Origin of the sequence: Winogradskyella sp. (assembly GCF_965656915.1) — a bacterium.
Classification (GTDB): Bacteria; Bacteroidota; Bacteroidia; order Flavobacteriales; family Flavobacteriaceae; genus Winogradskyella.
On record NZ_CBFHMI010000027.1, the window covers coordinates 13,748 to 30,667 of the forward strand.

Below are 16,920 nucleotides of genomic sequence, written 5' to 3' on the forward strand. Positions count from 1 at the left end.
ATCCCGAAAGTTTTACTTCTATGTTGAAATTGGCAGGTCTCCTGACTTGCGTCTTGTTATTGGTCTTCCCAGAATAAATATTCCAGTGACATTGAAGGAAATAACAAGCTTTGTAGCTTACAGTTGCGGGAACAGTCTTGGATTTACACCAAATTCCCTTTTAATTCATTCGACTTAACGAATAAAACCAGATTTCTGTGCAAAAATAATGTAATAAAGAAAAGTTGTAGAACTAATCCTCGCTTTTCTTATTCATTTTATAAATGAGATAGATAAATCCTACTAAAAAATGTAAGATGATGATTCCAGCAACGATATATAGTGTTAAATTTGAATCGTCTCTCATAATTGAAGTTTTAACAAAATTACAACGACAAAATATCGTAATGCGTTACATTAGTTACATATGAAAACAGTGAAAATCTTTCTTCTTTTTGTAGTATTCATTTCATGTAAGAATGAAACAAAAACGACATTACCAAGTATTGAAGATTCTACGATGTTAGAACTGAAGTATGCAGAAGGATTCTCAGTAACCGATTTTGGTATTTATAAGGTTTTGACCATTTTAAAACCATGGCCAAATGCAGATAGAGTATACAATTATTGTATGATTTCTAAAGACAATATGGCTAAAATGACATTTCCAGAAAATCAATTTGATGGCTACATTATTCACCCTATTAAAAAATTAGTAACTACCTCAACCACACATATACCAGCGCTAGAACTCTTAGGAGTCGAACATACCTTAGTAGGATTTCCAGGAACAGATTATATATCTTCAAGAAAAACCAGAAAGCGCATTGATAATGGAGACATCAGAGAATTAGGAAAGAATGAAGGCATTAACACAGAAGTGCTATTAGAGCTCAATCCTGATATTGTAATAGGTTTTGGTGTTGATGGTGTTAATAAAACATTTGAAACCATTAAGAAAGCTAATATACCTGTGGTTTATAATGGAGATTGGGTAGAATCTTCTGCCCTTGCAAAAGCTGAGTGGATTAAATTCTTTGGTGTTTTATTCAATAAAGAAAAGGAAGCAGACTCAATTTTTAATAAAATTGAAAACGATTATTTAGAAGCTAAAGCATTGGCAGCAAAAGCAACAAATCGTCCTACTATACTTAGCGGTGCTATGCATAAAGATGTTTGGTATTTACCAAATGGATCTAGTGCTGAAGCTCAGTTTCTAGAGGATGCCAATGTAGATTATATATGGGCAAACACATCTGGGAATGGAAGTTTAGCCTTAAGTTTTGAAGTTGTTTTAGATAAAGCTAAAGACGCTAACATTTGGCTTAATCCTTCTTATTATAGCAGTTATCAGCAACTTAAAGCGGCTAATAATTTATATGCTAATTTTGAAGCTTTTAAAAACAGAAGCATCTTTACTTTTTCAAACACTACAGGTGCAACTGGTGGAGTATTGTACTATGAATTAGGTACTGCCAGACCAGATTTGGTTTTAAAAGATATAATTAAAGTCTGTCATCCGGAATTATTAAAAGATTATCAGCCAAACTTTTTTAGACCTCTTAATTAGAAATTCTGTCTTTCTCAACCCAGTGAAGAATCTTTTATATTAAATTTGAAGAAAATGAGATGCCTCATACCTCAGAATGACAATTTAATTTGAAGAAAAATCATACATACTCCTTTATAGCTTTAGTATTAGTATTAATTATTTGCTTTTTCGTTAATATTAGTTTAGGCTCGGTAAGTATACCATTAGCCGATATATTCTCAAGTCTATTTGGTGGTATTGAAAATTCAAATTGGGAAATTATTGTTACGAACTTCAGACTTCCTAAAGCCATCACCGCAATTTTGGTTGGCTCAGGTTTAGGCATTTCTGGTTTATTAATGCAAACCTTGTTTAGAAATCCGTTAGCAGGTCCTTTTGTATTAGGTATAAGCTCCGGTGCTAGTTTAGGTGTTGCATTGGTTATATTAGGCTCTGGAATTTTTGGCGGATGGTTAGCAGCAGCGCTCATTTCTAAATGGAGCATAGTTATTGCTGCCAGTATAGGTAGTTTTTTAGTACTGTTAGCGGTTTTAGCAGTTTCTAGTAAGGTTAGAGACACTATGGCTATTCTCATTATAGGTTTAATGTTTGGAAGTATTACAGCAGCCGTTGTGAGTGTGTTATCTTATTTCAGTACAGCAGAACAACTACAACAATATATATTTTGGGGTTTTGGTAGTTTAAGTAACTTATCATGGCAAGAATTATTAATATTCTTTAGTATTTATGGCATTGGACTACTTCTCAGTATTGCTTCTATAAAAGGATTGAATACGTTGTTACTTGGCGATAATTATGCTAAAAGCTTAGGGTTAAATCTTAAACAAAGTCGATTTAAAATCATTTTTGCTACTAGCCTCATAGCTGGTACTATAACGGCTTTTGCCGGTCCGATTGCTTTTATAGGTTTGGCTATTCCGCATTTAACCAGACAGATTTTTAAAACTTCTAATCATAAAATATTATTACCAGCTGTATTTTTATTTGGTGCCATTATCATGTTAATCTGTGATAGTATTGCACAACTACCTGGCAGTGATTATACCTTACCCATAAATGCCATAACCGCTTTGGTTGGTGCGCCTGTTGTTATTTGGTTATTAGTAAGACAACGAAAAATGATGTTTTAGTATGAAGAAAGAATCATCAAATATCGTCTTAAAAGCAGAGGAACTTTCTATTGGTTATAATTCTAAGACAACTGAAACTATTGTTGCTTCGAATATTAATTTCGAATTAAAGAAAGGGCAATTAATTGGTTTAGTTGGTGCAAACGGAATTGGAAAGTCCACATTATTAAGAACATTAATAAAAGTGCAACCTGCTTTATCAGGATCGATACTACTTAATGATCACGATTTAAGATCTACTTCAACAGCAGCTTTGGCTAAACAATTAAGTATTGTTTTAACAGAGCAATTAACGTCAAAAAATCTTTCAGTATATGAATTGGTGGCTTTAGGTCGGCACCCTTATACCAATTGGATAGGTAATCTTACAGCTACAGACAATAAAGCTATAGATAATGCTATTGATTTAGTAAATATTGAAGATCTAAAAGATAAAAAATGTTATGAGCTTAGTGATGGTCAATTACAAAAAGTAATGCTTGCACGTGCATTAGCACAAGATACGGATGTCATCGTTTTAGATGAGCCAACCACACATCTCGATATGTATCATAAAGCTTATATTCTAAAATTGCTACAAAAGTTAACTAAAGAAACTGGTAAAACGATTTTATTCTCTTCTCACGAAATTGATTTAGCCATACAATTGTGTGACACCATGATTGTAATGCAAAAAGACAATGTGGTTTGTGATCAACCATGCAACCTCATATCTCAAGGTGTTTTTGAATCACTTTTTCCTAAAGATTTAATCGCATTTGATAAAACTACAGGTAGTTTTAGAGTTTCGAAATAAATTATTTTGATGTTAAAAACTTCCTGTTTTCAGCATCTTTCGTCCTGTTAAAATAAATTATCTTTGATAAATTTCTCATTCAAAAATGAACGATACTATCATTCTCTTTATAGCCATCCTTATTTCAGCAGGTATTGGCGCTTTTATTGGACTTCAATTTGCAAAACTTAAAAACAAAGGAGATAAAAGTACCTTAGAAGAACGTCAAGTACAACTCAATAATACTATAGATGAGCTTAAGAAAAACGTTGATAAAATTGAAACTGAGCGCGAAACTATACGTAAAGAAAAGGATTTTTTAAATACAGAACTCTCTAGACGTAATACTGAATTTGAGAATCTTCAACAACAAAATCTAAAGCGCGACGAAGAATTAGCCAAACAGCAAGAACAGCTGAGAAAGGATTTTGAATTAATGGCTTCAAAAATATTAGATGAAAAGTCAGAGAAATTCACGCTTCAGAATAAAGAGAATATAAAGAACATTCTCAATCCTCTTGAAGAGAAAATAAAAACCTTCGAAAAGAAAGTAGAAGACACACAAAAGGAAAGTATTAGTATGCACTCTGCTTTAAAAGAACAATTATTAGGTTTAAAGGATCTCAACCAGCAAATGGCTAAAGAAGCTACAAATCTTACAAGAGCTCTAAAAGGCGATAGTAAAACGCAAGGGAATTGGGGCGAATTGGTTCTTGAGCGTGTGTTAGAAAAATCTGGTTTAGAAAAAGACAGAGAGTATTTTGTCCAACAAAACTTTCAACGTGAAGATGGCTCGCGTGTAATGCCAGATGTGGTTTTACATCTGCCAGATTCTAAAAAGATGATTATTGACTCTAAGGTATCTTTAACCGATTATGAGCGCCTTGTAAATGCTGATGATAACGAGCGTGACATTTATTTAAAAGCGCACGTTAATTCCATTAAAAAACATGTCGATCAATTATCTGCTAAAAATTATCAGGATCTTTATGATATCGAATCGCCAGACTTTGTCTTGATGTTTATTCCTATCGAACCCGCTTTTGCTGTTGCTATCAACGAAGACAATTCACTTTATAACAAAGCGTTTGAACAAAACATTGTCATTGTAACTCCTTCTACCCTTCTTGCTACTCTACGTACTATAGACACCATGTGGAATAATGAAAAGCAACAACAAAATGCTATAGAAATTGCGCGACAAGCAGGAGCATTATATGATAAATTTGAAGGACTAGTTACTGACTTAACAGGTGTTGGTAAAAAGATTGATGCTGCTAAAAATGATTATTCTTCTGCTATGAACAAATTGGTTGAAGGCAAAGGAAACCTTATCTCTAGAGTAGAAAAAATCAAAAAAATGGGTGCTAAGGCTAAAAAGTCCTTACCAGAAAGTATCATTAAGCGTGCATCTGAAGATGATATTTAATATATTCCACTACACAATCATAACTTATATTATTCCTTAAAAAAGGAATATATTATATTATTCCATTTAAAAGGCATATATTTGTTAGTAAATACAAGTATGATGACTAGTGTAATAACAGGTGATATTATTAAATCTCGTAAAGCTATTAGCGAAGATTTGTGGCTCAACCCTTTAAAAAAAGTATTATTGAAACTCACTAAAGACGCTTCTTTCTTCGATATCTACAGAGGTGACAGCTTTCAGTTAGAGTGCCGTAACGTAGAAGATAGTTTTAGAACAGCTGTTTATATTAAAGCATTTTTAAAATCAATTAAGGATATAGACGCACGCATGTCTATTGGAATTGGCGCAAAGGATTATCACGGTGATTCAGTAAGTGAGTCTAACGGAGAAGCTTTTATTTATTCTGGTGAAACCTTTGAAACTCTTAAAAAGGAAAAACAAAATCTTAAATTAAAAACAAGTAATGAAAAACTCAATAAAGAAATTAATCTTTACTTTAGACTTGCACTTATTGCTATGGATAACTGGACAACCAATTCTGCAGAAATAGTAAAGCTTAGTTTAGAGCACCCAAACATGATTCAAACTGAATTAGCTCAACTAGTTGGTATTAGCCAAGATGCAGTAAGTAAGCGTCAAAAACGTGCTTATTTAGACGAAATCCTAGAATTAGATAAAATGTATAGACAAAAAATAACGCAATTATGATTGTATTACTCCTAAAACTTATTCTAGCACATATTATTGGAGATTTCTTTTTACAACCACAAAAATGGGTTAAGAGTAAAGAGAAAAAGAAACTAAAATCTAAGTGGTTATACATTCATATCGGTATTCATATTGCGTTACTATTTCTTATTGTATGGGATTTGAGCTATACCGTTTTAATTTTATTCGCTGGTACTTTACATTTTATTATTGATGCTTTAAAACTCATTTTACAAAAGAAAAAGACAAAACGATTTTATTTTTTTGCAGACCAATTATTACACATAATTACACTTTTTATTTTAGTATTCTACTTTTATAACGGTGATTTTGAATTCAATTTAACGATGAGTGCTCAGACACTCTTATTAGTCTTATGTGCTGGATTTTTAACTCAACCCACATCAGTAATAATGAAAGTTATATTCTCTAAATGGGATATTTCAAAGTTAACCAAGGATAATGGTTCCCTTAAAGATGCTGGTAAATATATCGGTATACTAGAACGTTTATTAGTATTTATATTTATTGTAGTAGGGCACTGGGAGGCGGTAGGCTTTTTAATAACTGCTAAATCTGTCTTTAGATTTGGTGATTTAACCTCAACTAAAGAGCGCAAACTTACGGAATACATCCTTATCGGTACACTAATTAGCTTTGGCATTGCCATAATCACCAGCTTACTTTATTTAAATCTACTAAACTATGTATAAAACTATAGAAGACTCCAGAATTCAAATTTCACAACTTATGCTGCCATCTAATACTAATTTTGGAGGCAAAATACATGGAGGTTTTATTTTAGGTCTAATGGATCAGATTGCCTTTGCCTGTGCCTCTAAACACTCTGGTAGTTATTGTGTAACAGCTTCTGTAGATAAAGTTAATTTTTTAAATCCTATTGAAGTTGGCGAACTCGTAACTATGAAATCATCAGTTAATTATGTCGGAAAATCTTCAATGGTTGTTGGTATACTCGTAGAGTCAGAAAATATTAGAACAGGCAAGAAAAAACACTGTAATTCATCTTATTTTACGATGGTTGCTATTGATAAAAATGGAGATACCGTTAAAGTTCCTGGATTAGTGCTATCATCTAAAATAGATGCGAAACGCTTTATTAAAACGATTATCAGGCGAAATAGCGAAACAAAAAAGGAGTTCGATCAATCTAAAGTATATAAAAATGTAAACAGTCACCTGGAACTACTTAAAGATTACCGTGTAAAGATTGATTTTAAATAAAAAAGCCATCTCTATTGAAATGGCTTATTTTGAAATATTCTTGTCGTTTATTTATTGCTTAATAAAACGTTTTGTCTGAGAAATTTTATCACTAGAAATTTTCACTAAGTAAACACCAGTTTTCCAGTTAGATACATTAATAGAAGAATCTAAATCAGTCAATAAACCTTTAAAAATTCGTTTTCCAAGTACATCATAAACTTCTAACTTCATATCTCCATTACCATCAGGAATAGAAATATTTAATCTATTTTTTGCTGGATTAGGAGAAATTTTAAATTCATTGTTTTGAACTTCAAATTCTGGTGTACTTAATACATCAACAGCTACGATATTATCGTAATCTGAAGTTAAGGCAGCTCTTTGACCTTTATGTAAAATATCAGACCCATCATTACTCAATATGCGCACTTGAGTTACATTTGCCAGAATTGCTGCTACAGTAGTAGGGCTTCCAGAAATTGATAAATCTGATGCCTCAACTGGTATGGTAACTGACGTCCAACCTGAACCAGCTGGCACAACAACGGGATTTGTTGATGCTGCCCAATCATTGAAACCTGTTCCATTAAAGCCAACCCTTAGAAATAAATCTTCTGTTGCATTTGTGTTTCTTACATCAAAGGTAAACGCAACAATACCCGCGCTTGTGTAATCTCCAATCCATTCTGCATTATCATTTGCAAAAACATGTCGCGAACCAGAACCACCAGCGCCTGAGCTCGATGTGCTTAAATAGCCATCGCCTGCACCATTAGGACCGCCATCAGCAACCTGAACTGGATCATTTGGATTGGCAATTTGATGTTCCCAACCTTCAACATCAATTTCAAAATCACTGGTTTCACCTGGCGAAATCTGTGAAAAACTAAATATTGAAAACATCGCAAAAGCGATAATAAGTAATGTTCTTTTCATAAATATATGTTTTACTCTTAGCTAAATTAGTAATTATTATGCAATTACACTCTACAGTTCGTCGAAAAAGTATGTATTTACTTACTCAAATACATTTTTCGTCTTGAGTATAAATCATAAAATTCATCGTCCTTAAGACTGTCAATAAATAAAATACTCTCACCTGTACTCTTCATTTCTGGTCCTAATTGTTTATTAACATTAGGAAATTTATTAAATGAAAACACAGGCTGTTTAATTGCATAACCATCTAATTGTGGATTAAAATTAAAGTCTGTTACTTTTTTCTCACCCAGCATTACTTTGGTCGCATAATTAACATACGGTTCTTTATAAGCTTTCGCTATAAATGGTACAGTACGAGAAGCTCTTGGATTAGCCTCAATGATAAAAACCGTATCATCTTTAATCGCAAACTGAATATTTATAAGACCAACAGTATTTAATGCTCTGGCAATGGTATGTGTATGATCTATAATTTGTTGCATCACCAAATCTCCTAAATTAAATGCAGGTAATGTTGCATTACTATCACCAGAATGAATTCCACATGGCTCAATATGTTCCATGATACCTATGATATAGACATTACCATCTGCATCACAAATAGCATCAGCTTCAGCTTCAATAGCGCCATCTAAATAATGATCTAATAGTAGCTTATTACCAGGTATTGACTTTAATAAATCAATAACATGTGCTTCTAATTCGTCTTTATTAATTACAATCTTCATGCCTTGCCCACCTAGAACGTAAGATGGTCTTACTAAAATTGGAAAATCTAATACATCTGCTATAGCTAAGGCTTCATCTGCTGTTTCAGCAGTATCAAATTGTGGATAAGGAATATTATTTTCTTTTAATAAGGTAGAAAAACTTCCTCTGTCTTCAGCTAAATCTAAAGACTGGAAACTAGTTCCCATAATTTTCACACCATAACGTTCTAATTTTTCTGCAAGCTTTAGAGCTGTCTGACCACCTAGCTGAACGATAACACCTTCCGGTTTTTCGTGTTGAATGATATCATATATATGTTCCCAAAATACAGGTTCAAAATACAGTTTGTCCGCAATATCGAAGTCTGTTGAAACGGTTTCTGGATTACAGTTAATCATAATGGTTTCATATCCGCATTCTGCGGCAGCTAAAACACCATGAACACAACAGTAATCGAATTCTATTCCCTGACCAATTCGATTCGGTCCAGATCCTAATACTATGATTTTCTTTTTATCTGTAACTATACTTTCATTATCTACAAACACATTTCCATCAGCCGATTCTACCTCACTTTCGAATGTTGAATAATAATATGGTGTTTGAGCTTTAAACTCCGCTGCACATGTATCAACAAGCTTGTAAACACGATTAATATTTAATTCTCTTCGCTTATTGTATACCTGACTTTCTAAACATCCAAGCATATGGGCAATCTGTCTATCACCATAACCTTTTTGTTTGGCCTCAAGTAATAACTCACGCTCTATGTTTTCTATTTTAAATGTAGAAATTTCTTTATGAAGCTGGAATAATTCCTCATATTGCTTCAAGAACCACATATCAATTTTAGTGATTTCGTAAATACGGCTTAACGGAATTCCCATTTCAATAGCATCGTAAATAGCAAATACACGATCCCAACTTGCATATTTTAATTTGCTAATTACAGTATCGTAATCTTTATAACCTTTTCCGTCTGCTCCTAAACCATTTCTCTTTATCTCTAAGGACTGTGTTGCTTTATGAAGCGCCTCTTGAAAAGAACGACCTATAGCCATGACCTCACCTACGGCTTTCATTTGCAGGCCTAAAGTTCTGTCTGAACCTTCGAACTTATCAAAGTTCCAGCGTGGTATTTTCACAATGACATAATCTAAAGTAGGTTCAAATAATGCCGACGTTGATTTTGTAATTTGATTACTCAATTCGTCTAATGTATAACCTAAAGCCAGTTTAGCAGCTACCTTCGCAATAGGATAACCAGTTGCTTTACTTGCCAATGCTGAGGAACGCGATACACGTGGATTGATCTCAATAGCAATGATGTCCTCCGCTTCATCCGGACTGACTGCAAATTGTACATTACAACCACCAGCAAAGTCTCCAATACTGCGCATCATATGAATAGCCATATCTCGCATTTTCTGGAAGGTCTTGTCTGATAATGTCATTGCTGGAGCAACTGTGATAGAGTCACCAGTATGAATACCCATAGGATCCATATTTTCTATAGTACAAATTATAACAACATTATCGTTTTTATCTCGCAACAACTCAAGTTCATATTCTTTCCAGCCTAATAAGGCTTTGTCTATCATCACTTCGTGTATAGGAGAAATCTCTAATCCTCGGGTTAAAGACTCATCAAACTCTTCTTCGTTATATACTATTGAAGCACCTGCACCACCTAAGGTAAACGATGCTCTTATACAAAGCGGAAAACCAAATTCTTGAGCTATTTCTTTTCCTCTTAAAAAAGATGTTGCTGTTGCTTGTGGTGCCATACCTACACCAATCTTCAACATCAACTCTCTAAATTTTTCTCTATCCTCTGTTATATTTATGGCATCAATATCAACTCCAATAATATCGACATCAAAATCGTCCCAAATACCTTTTTCATCCGCCTCTATACAGAGATTTAAGGCTGTTTGACCACCCATTGTTGGTAAAACTGCATCAATTTGGGGATGTTCTTTTAGAATTTTTATGATAGACTTAGTCGTTAATGGCAACAAGTAAACATGATCTGCCATTGTTGGATCTGTCATTATCGTTGCAGGATTAGAATTGATGAGAATAGTTTCTATTCCATCTTCTCGTAATGAGCGTAAAGCTTGAGATCCCGAGTAATCAAATTCACAAGCCTGACCAATAATTATTGGACCTGATCCTATTAGTAAAATCGATTTAATGTTTTTGTTCTTTGGCATGAATATATCTTTTGGTTTGCAAAAATAGTTATCAATTGGGTATAAAAAAAGGCGTTACACCTAAGTAACACCTTTAAAATATTAACAATTGTTAATCATTATTTTTTATGTCTTGTTTCAGTTGATACAGACAATTTCTTTCTTCCCTTAGCTCTTCTACGTGCTAAAACTTTTCTTCCATTAACAGAAGCCATTCTTTCTCTGAAACCGTGTTTGTTTCTTCTCTTTCTTTTTGACGGTTGAAACGTTCTTTTTGGCATTGTCCTATATTTTTAAATCTGAATTATCTTTTACTTTGATGAGACCTCTCTCAAAACTGCGTGCAAATATACAACAAGTTTTTACTTAAGCAAGACCCAAAAAGAAAAAAATTTTAATTGTTTTTATTACCTTTGCGCACTGCAAAAATACAATAAAACATGTTTAACAAAAATATAAAATTAGTCATTGCTGCCTTAATCATTGGATATGCGATATATCAATTTACTGAAGGGTACATAGGTAATGGTATAATGTTTCTGCTTTTATCCACAATATTTATCTTTCTCTATTTTAAGAATGAATTAATTCTCTTGGCGTTTTTAAGATTAAGAAAACAAGATTTTCCTGGTGCTAAAAAGTGGTTAGATAAAATAAAAAATCCTGAAGGAGCTTTGGTGAAAAAACAACAAGGCTATTTAAACTATCTTAATGGTATTATGGTGTCTCAAACTAATATGAATGAGGCTGAAAAATATTTTAAAAAAGCTATAGATCTCGGTCTATCAATGGATCATGATCTTGCAATGGCAAAATTAAATTTAGCGGGTATTGCTTTTTCTAAGCGCAGAAAACAAGAAGCTCAAAAACTATTGACTGAGGCTGAAAAACTAGATAAACGTGATATGTTGGCTGATCAAATAAAAATGATGAAACAACAAATGAAAAAAGCATCTATACCTAAGCAGCATTATGGGCAGCCTACATCTTCAAGACAAAACAGAAGAAGTAGACGATAGGTCAGTATTATAGTAAAGGTGCTGCAAGACGTGCCATGGCCTCAATGAATTTTATTCGTTTAGATCGTTGTTTCCAATTCTCTAAGTCCAGCTGTGTTGTGTCTTTAAGGTCAGTGTTAAACATATCTACCAATTGATCACCAAACTCTTTATTATACAGAAGAGCATTGACTTCAAAGTTTATGTTAAAACTTCTATAGTCCATATTGGCAGTACCAACAGAACTGAATACTCCATCTACAACCATAGTCTTAGCATGTACAAAACCTTTAGTATACTGATATACTTCAACACCAGCCTCTAAAAGTCTTTCCAAATATGAATTTGTAGCGTATTCTGCTACCCATGAATCAGAATTTTTAGGAACTATTAATTTCACTTCAATATTACTCCTTGCAGCAACCTGTAGCGCAGTCACTATTTCGTCATTAGGAATAAAATAGGGAGTTGTAATATATATAAAGTCTTCGGCATTAGTAATTGCTACAAAAATAGATTCCATTATGTTAGACCAATCGGTATCTGGTCCACTGGCAGCAATCTGTAAGGGTACATTTTCTTTACATGTATGCTTTGGAAAATGCTCTTCCAAAATCTCTAAATCTCCATCACTTACAAAATCCCACGTTGTAAAAAATAATATTTGCAATTGTCTGACGGCTTCACCTTCTATTCTAATATGAGTATCTCTCCAATATCTATCGTTATTAGCATTCACATAATTATCAGAAATATTAATTCCACCAACATAACCAATTTTCCCATCAATGACTATAATTTTTCTATGATCTCTGTAATTCATCTGACCAGTGAAACGCGAAAATAAAACAGGCATAAAGGAGAAAACCTCCACTCCACTCTCCTTTAGTTTTCGTTTCATTTTTGAAGATATAGAACTTCCGACATCATCTATTACAATTTTTACTCGTAAACCTGCTTTTGCTGTTTCACATAATACATTTAAAACCTCAGAACCAATACTATCTTCTTTTATAATGAAATACTCTAAATGTATATGGTGTTTGGCGTTTTTTAAATCTTTGAGTAGTAATTTAAATTTATCATCACCATTTTTAATGAGTTCTACTTCATTTTTTACGGTAAGTTTTGATTTCTCACTATTATATAATAGAGGTATTAACTTTGATTTTTCTTCTAACAGTTCGTCAACTTTTTCAATAGTTTTTATATCTAATTCAAATTCATTTTGAATCTGTTTGACAACGGATTGGTTTAAAACATTTTTTCTTGAAAATATTTTAGACTTTCTGTATTCTTGCCCAAATAGATAATAGACTAATAGACCTAGAAAAGGAAAAACCAACAACACAATAATATAACTTAGAGTTTTTGTTGGATTTAGTTTTTTAAATAATATCGTAACAACAGCAGATAGTGCTAAAACATAATTTAAGCCTATTAGTATTTGCCAAATATGCTGTTTGATATATTCCAAATACTAAGGTTTAGTTGAATAGTAACCTTCTTCCGGAATCTCAATGTTATAAAGTTTTCTCGACTTATTATTTAAATGTGGCTCACGTAACCATGGATTATGAAGTTTTAAGATTTTGTAATTAATACCAAAACGCTTTGCGAATTGTGCAAAATCGGCTACTGCAGTATCAACTTGAACCTCATATGTTGGTATAGGTTTATATAAATCGTTCTTATTAAAATTAAAACCGTATTTATCTGGATGACCTAAAATTTCTTTAAGGGCAACTATTCTAAACATATAACGTCCTGTTTCTTCACCAAGAAGTAAGTCGTAATAGTCGTTTACACCTTGTGCTTCTAAACGTCTAGATATACCTGCATTCCCTGCATTATAAGCTGCAGCAGCTAAAGTCCAAGACCCTAATTGATTTTTTGCCTTTTTTAGATACTTACAAGCCACTTCTGTAGCCATTTCTAAATTATAACGTTCGTCTACATTAGTATTTACTTCCAGCCCATTTTCTCTGCCGGTTGCTTTCATAATCTGCCAAAATCCACGTGCTCCGGCAGGTGAAACCGCATTTGTAAGACCACTTTCTATAACGGCTAAGTATTTAAAATCTTCTGGCACACCATTTTTTTCTAAAATAGGCTCAATAATAGGAAAATACTTTTGAGCTCTTTTAAACATTAAGAGACCATTAGATTGCCAATAGGTGTTTACTAAAAGCTCTCTATCCATACGTTCATAAATATCAGGATCTTGCATTGGTACCATTTCACCGGCAAAATTCAAGTTTTCTGGCATTTCTAATGCATATACATTATAATCATTTACGATTGGTTGTTCTTTTCCAATAGTTTCATCTGAAGGTGCTTTTTGCACTGAAAAGATGAAAAGGCCTGAGACACAGACTAATCCTATTGCGGCTAAAGTATTTTTTAAGATTTGCATGGCTTTCGTATTTTTTTTAAAATGTAAGTAATCTATTTAACTCTTTCAAATTCAAGATTCTATAAGTTTAGGTAAATTTTCATTAAACCATTTATATTTATTGATTATCATAATATGTGTTCCTCCTTTTACTACAATACAATCACCAACACACGAATGCGGAAATATAAGATCCTTATCTCCATGGATGTATATAGCATCTTGATGAGGTTCTTCTTGTTCCCAGCATACCACTTGTTTTATCGCCCAGTCTAAATAAGTCTTGTCATTTACTGAAAGATATTTTTTGTACAAATCTACACGCTTTTTAACGGTTTCTCCCAAAGCATATTTAGCTAATAAATCAATATTACTTACGAGCTGTGTTGGTAAAATTTTATAAGCTCGAGTTATTTTTAAAAGTTTGAATCGTTTAGGCAATTCGTGATGTGATTTAACACTAGAAACAACAAAGAGCTTTTTAATTTTGAGAAACTTACTCATTTCCTGAACTAAAATTCCACCAAAAGAAACACCTAATAACACAATATCATTGTGATTAATAAATGTACACATACGTTTAGCATAAGCCTCTAGTGTTTCATCTTTATCTGGAATCTGCCATTCTAACCAATGAATTTTATAACGATCTTCTGGTAACTTTATATGTTCAAAGATTGTAGGGTTTGCGGCCATTCCAGGCATTAAATAAACATGGGTTAGATCTGAGTTCATTAATTAAATGAATTAAACATAATTACAACTGCAAAATAACAAAATAACTCTACTATAATGACTTATCCATTAAGGTTTTAACACTAACAAACTTAAAGTCTCACGGATTTTTTGTAACTTTGCACAGCAAAACTCTATTATTTAGAGTATCTACACGCCAACCGCTAATTATAAAAATGAAATTATGACTGAAACTGCAGAATTGATTGACAATGAATTTCTACGTCAATTTGAATTAAAGGTTGAAGATGAAATGGCTGTTATTGAATATTCATTACAAGAACGTAAAATATTCTTAACCAAAATGATTATTCCGGAAAGTATCAAGACTACTGATTTTGAAAAAGAGTTTTTAGCGCTCGTTTTTGACAATATCAAAGAACGAAATATCAGTGTTGTACCTACTAGTCCTGAAATTGCAAAATTTGTAAGAAGTAATAGAAAATATAAACGAATGTTACCAGTTGGTATTCGTATATAATTTGAAAAAGAAATACTACTCAGAAAAACCGATATTTTAAAGTATCGGTTTTTTTATGATACTAACTCTTCAACAAAATCAAATCGTACAAGACCGTCTTCGTCAATTTCAGTCAAATTAACTACGTGTAGTGTGTTGACTAATTCTGGATTCCAAGGCGCTTTAACTTTTACATAGTTTTCAGTAAATCCATGAATATAACCTTGTTTATTTTCACCTTCAAACAATACAGTACGCTCAGTACTAAGTTGTGCTTCGTAAAATGCTCTTCGCTTTTTAGCAGATAAACCACGTAACATTTTACTGCGTTTGGATCGTACGTTTTTAGGCACTACGCCATCCATTTCAGCAGCTTCAGTATTATCACGCTCAGAGTATGTAAATACATGTAAATACGAAATATCTAATTCATTTAAGAAATTATAAGTCTCAAGAAAATGATCGTCTGTTTCACCAGGAAAACCAACTATAACATCTACACCAATACAGGCATGTGGCATAACTTCTTTTATTTTTGAAACTCTATCGATATATAATTCTCGCATATAACGTCGTTTCATTTTCTTAAGAATGTCATTACTTCCACTCTGTAAAGGCACATGAAAATGAGGCACAAATGCTCTAGATTTAGCAACTAAATCTATGGTCTCATTTTTTAATAGATTAGGTTCTATGGAAGAAATTCTCAATCGTTCGATACCTTTTACCTTATCTAATTCAGTAACCAGATCTAAAAAGGTGTGTTCGTGCTTTTTATTACCAAACTCCCCTTTACCATAATCACCGATATTAACACCTGTAAGTACAATCTCTTTAATGCCTTGTTGTGAGATCTCTTTGGCATTGTTTAAAACGTTATCCATAGTGTCACTTCGAGAAATTCCTCTGGCTAAAGGAATCGTGCAATACGTGCATTTATAATCACATCCATCTTGTACTTTTAAAAAGGCTCTGGTTCTGTCACCAATAGAATAACTACCAACATAGAAATCAGCATCTTCTATTTCACAAGAGTGAACTTCACCAAAGTCGTTCTTAGTCAAGTCGTTTAAATAATCAGTGATTTTAAATTTTTCTGTGGCACCTAATACCAAATCTACACCATCTACATCAGCAAGCTCTTCTGGTTTTAGTTGCGCATAACAACCTATTGCAGCAACAAACGCTTCAGAATTAGCTTTTTGGGCTTGCTTGACAATGGTTTTAAAACGTTTATCAGCATTCTCAGTTACAGAACAGGTATTAATCACATAGATATCTGCTTTTTCCTTAAAGTCCACTCTATTAAAGCCTTCATCTTTAAAACTTCTGGCTATCGTAGAGGTTTCTGAGAAATTTAGCTTACAACCTAAGGTGTAGAATGCTACTTTTTTTGTTTCCATCTTTTGTTATCCTGAACTTGTTTCAAGATCTTTTTAAATTTACCTTTATCACAAATTAAATGCTGAAATAACGGTTCCCATTTTTGTGGCTGCAAATTTACAACATATAAGTTATATGCTAAAACTCACTCATTTCTTATTGAAGTCTTTATTATGCGTTTTATTCATTGCAATGGTGTTTTCCTGTACATCAAATAAGGCATCTAATAAAAACCATCTTGTTTTTAGATATAACGAACATAAAAATATTGGATCATTAGATCCGGCCTTTTCGA

The 16,920-nt window shown here is 32.8% G+C and carries 16 protein-coding genes and 1 riboswitch; of the genes, 9 read left to right on the forward strand and 7 right to left on the reverse strand.

Annotated elements, in window-relative coordinates; genetic code table 11:
• Positions 1-14: 14 nt before the first annotated feature.
• Positions 15-207, reverse strand: a riboswitch (cobalamin riboswitch).
• Between the two features lie 199 nt (positions 208-406).
• The 7 genes from ACTG3Y_RS08365 (at position 407) to ACTG3Y_RS08395 (ending at position 6,824) form a co-directional block, all read left to right on the forward strand.
• On the forward strand, positions 407-1,549 hold the full coding sequence (locus ACTG3Y_RS08365; protein ID WP_439152474.1) for an ABC transporter substrate-binding protein: 1,143 nt from the start codon (positions 407-409) through the stop codon (positions 1,547-1,549).
• Between the two features lie 89 nt (positions 1,550-1,638).
• On the forward strand, positions 1,639-2,661 hold the full coding sequence (locus tag ACTG3Y_RS08370) for a FecCD family ABC transporter permease (RefSeq protein WP_439152475.1): 1,023 nt from the start codon (positions 1,639-1,641) through the stop codon (positions 2,659-2,661).
• 1 nt (position 2,662) lies between these two features.
• Positions 2,663-3,457 (forward strand): ABC transporter ATP-binding protein, encoded by a 795-nt coding sequence (locus ACTG3Y_RS08375; protein ID WP_439152476.1) that lies wholly within the window; start codon positions 2,663-2,665, stop codon positions 3,455-3,457.
• Positions 3,458-3,542: 85 nt separating this feature from the next.
• Positions 3,543-4,865 carry a DNA recombination protein RmuC gene (gene rmuC / locus ACTG3Y_RS08380; RefSeq protein WP_439152477.1) on the forward strand — a complete coding sequence of 441 codons (1,323 nt, stop codon included), beginning with the start codon at positions 3,543-3,545 and terminating at the stop codon, positions 4,863-4,865.
• Positions 4,866-4,967: 102 nt separating this feature from the next.
• Positions 4,968-5,579, forward strand: a complete 612-nt coding sequence (locus ACTG3Y_RS08385; protein WP_439152478.1) for a transcriptional regulator — start codon at positions 4,968-4,970, stop codon at positions 5,577-5,579.
• A complete protein-coding gene (locus ACTG3Y_RS08390) occupies positions 5,576-6,292 on the forward strand; it encodes a DUF3307 domain-containing protein (RefSeq protein ID WP_439152479.1) in 717 nt (238 codons plus the stop codon). Before ACTG3Y_RS08385 ends, ACTG3Y_RS08390 begins: the two co-directional genes overlap by 4 nt.
• On the forward strand, positions 6,285-6,824 hold the full coding sequence (locus ACTG3Y_RS08395; RefSeq protein WP_439152480.1) for an acyl-CoA thioesterase: 540 nt from the start codon (positions 6,285-6,287) through the stop codon (positions 6,822-6,824). Before ACTG3Y_RS08390 ends, ACTG3Y_RS08395 begins: the two co-directional genes overlap by 8 nt.
• A gap of 51 nt (positions 6,825-6,875) precedes the next feature.
• Here ACTG3Y_RS08395 and ACTG3Y_RS08400 read toward each other — a convergent pair whose 3' ends face one another.
• The 3 genes from ACTG3Y_RS08400 to rpmH form a co-directional block, all read right to left on the reverse strand.
• The gene (locus ACTG3Y_RS08400; protein WP_439152481.1) at positions 6,876-7,742 is read right to left on the reverse strand and encodes a T9SS type A sorting domain-containing protein; all 867 of its coding nucleotides are present in this window, start codon (positions 7,740-7,742) and stop codon (positions 6,876-6,878) included.
• A 77-nt stretch (positions 7,743-7,819) separates the two neighbouring features.
• The gene (carB, locus tag ACTG3Y_RS08405) at positions 7,820-10,675 is read right to left on the reverse strand and encodes a carbamoyl-phosphate synthase large subunit (protein ID WP_439152482.1); all 2,856 of its coding nucleotides are present in this window, start codon (positions 10,673-10,675) and stop codon (positions 7,820-7,822) included.
• A gap of 98 nt (positions 10,676-10,773) precedes the next feature.
• Positions 10,774-10,935 carry a 50S ribosomal protein L34 gene (gene rpmH / locus ACTG3Y_RS08410; protein WP_091426250.1) on the reverse strand — a complete coding sequence of 54 codons (162 nt, stop codon included), beginning with the start codon at positions 10,933-10,935 and terminating at the stop codon, positions 10,774-10,776.
• A 159-nt stretch (positions 10,936-11,094) separates the two neighbouring features.
• Between rpmH and ACTG3Y_RS08415 the strand changes: the two genes are divergently transcribed.
• A complete protein-coding gene (locus ACTG3Y_RS08415; RefSeq protein ID WP_439152483.1) occupies positions 11,095-11,673 on the forward strand; it encodes a DUF2892 domain-containing protein in 579 nt (192 codons plus the stop codon).
• Positions 11,674-11,680: 7 nt separating this feature from the next.
• Here ACTG3Y_RS08415 and cls read toward each other — a convergent pair whose 3' ends face one another.
• The 3 genes from cls to ACTG3Y_RS08430 are packed head-to-tail and all read right to left on the reverse strand — an operon-like array spanning position 11,681 to position 14,782.
• A complete protein-coding gene (cls, locus tag ACTG3Y_RS08420; RefSeq protein WP_439152484.1) occupies positions 11,681-13,129 on the reverse strand; it encodes a cardiolipin synthase in 1,449 nt (482 codons plus the stop codon).
• Positions 13,130-13,132: 3 nt separating this feature from the next.
• Positions 13,133-14,068, reverse strand: coding sequence for a lytic transglycosylase domain-containing protein (locus ACTG3Y_RS08425; protein ID WP_439152485.1), 936 nt, complete (start codon positions 14,066-14,068; stop codon positions 13,133-13,135).
• A 51-nt stretch (positions 14,069-14,119) separates the two neighbouring features.
• On the reverse strand, positions 14,120-14,782 hold the full coding sequence (locus ACTG3Y_RS08430) for an alpha/beta hydrolase (RefSeq protein ID WP_439152486.1): 663 nt from the start codon (positions 14,780-14,782) through the stop codon (positions 14,120-14,122).
• Positions 14,783-14,966: 184 nt separating this feature from the next.
• On the opposite strand from ACTG3Y_RS08430, the gene ACTG3Y_RS08435 reads away from it, so the two are divergent.
• Positions 14,967-15,263 (forward strand): N-acetyltransferase, encoded by a 297-nt coding sequence (locus ACTG3Y_RS08435; protein WP_439152487.1) that lies wholly within the window; start codon positions 14,967-14,969, stop codon positions 15,261-15,263.
• A gap of 53 nt (positions 15,264-15,316) precedes the next feature.
• Here the strand turns inward: ACTG3Y_RS08435 and mtaB are convergent, their stop codons facing one another.
• Positions 15,317-16,645, reverse strand: a complete 1,329-nt coding sequence (gene mtaB, locus ACTG3Y_RS08440) for a tRNA (N(6)-L-threonylcarbamoyladenosine(37)-C(2))-methylthiotransferase MtaB (RefSeq protein WP_439152488.1) — start codon at positions 16,643-16,645, stop codon at positions 15,317-15,319.
• Positions 16,646-16,920 lie beyond the last annotated feature (275 nt).

Excerpts from the sequence above, each read along its gene's own strand:
- ACTG3Y_RS08385 (WP_439152478.1), top strand. The coding sequence starts at position 4,968 with ATGACTAGTGTAATAACAGGTGATATTATTAAATCTCGTAAAGCTATT.
- rpmH (WP_091426250.1), bottom strand. The coding sequence starts at position 10,935 with ATGCCAAAAAGAACGTTTCAACCGTCAAAAAGAAAGAGAAGAAACAAA.
- ACTG3Y_RS08415 (WP_439152483.1), top strand. The coding sequence starts at position 11,095 with ATGTTTAACAAAAATATAAAATTAGTCATTGCTGCCTTAATCATTGGA.
- ACTG3Y_RS08365 (WP_439152474.1), top strand. The coding sequence starts at position 407 with ATGAAAACAGTGAAAATCTTTCTTCTTTTTGTAGTATTCATTTCATGT.
- ACTG3Y_RS08435 (WP_439152487.1), top strand. The coding sequence starts at position 14,967 with ATGACTGAAACTGCAGAATTGATTGACAATGAATTTCTACGTCAATTT.
- carB (WP_439152482.1), bottom strand. The coding sequence starts at position 10,675 with ATGCCAAAGAACAAAAACATTAAATCGATTTTACTAATAGGATCAGGT.
- rmuC (WP_439152477.1), top strand. The coding sequence starts at position 3,543 with ATGAACGATACTATCATTCTCTTTATAGCCATCCTTATTTCAGCAGGT.
- ACTG3Y_RS08425 (WP_439152485.1), bottom strand. The coding sequence starts at position 14,068 with ATGCAAATCTTAAAAAATACTTTAGCCGCAATAGGATTAGTCTGTGTC.
- mtaB (WP_439152488.1), bottom strand. The coding sequence starts at position 16,645 with ATGGAAACAAAAAAAGTAGCATTCTACACCTTAGGTTGTAAGCTAAAT.
- ACTG3Y_RS08390 (WP_439152479.1), top strand. The coding sequence starts at position 5,576 with ATGATTGTATTACTCCTAAAACTTATTCTAGCACATATTATTGGAGAT.
- ACTG3Y_RS08395 (WP_439152480.1), top strand. The coding sequence starts at position 6,285 with ATGTATAAAACTATAGAAGACTCCAGAATTCAAATTTCACAACTTATG.
- ACTG3Y_RS08375 (WP_439152476.1), top strand. The coding sequence starts at position 2,663 with ATGAAGAAAGAATCATCAAATATCGTCTTAAAAGCAGAGGAACTTTCT.
- ACTG3Y_RS08430 (WP_439152486.1), bottom strand. The coding sequence starts at position 14,782 with ATGAACTCAGATCTAACCCATGTTTATTTAATGCCTGGAATGGCCGCA.
- ACTG3Y_RS08400 (WP_439152481.1), bottom strand. The coding sequence starts at position 7,742 with ATGAAAAGAACATTACTTATTATCGCTTTTGCGATGTTTTCAATATTT.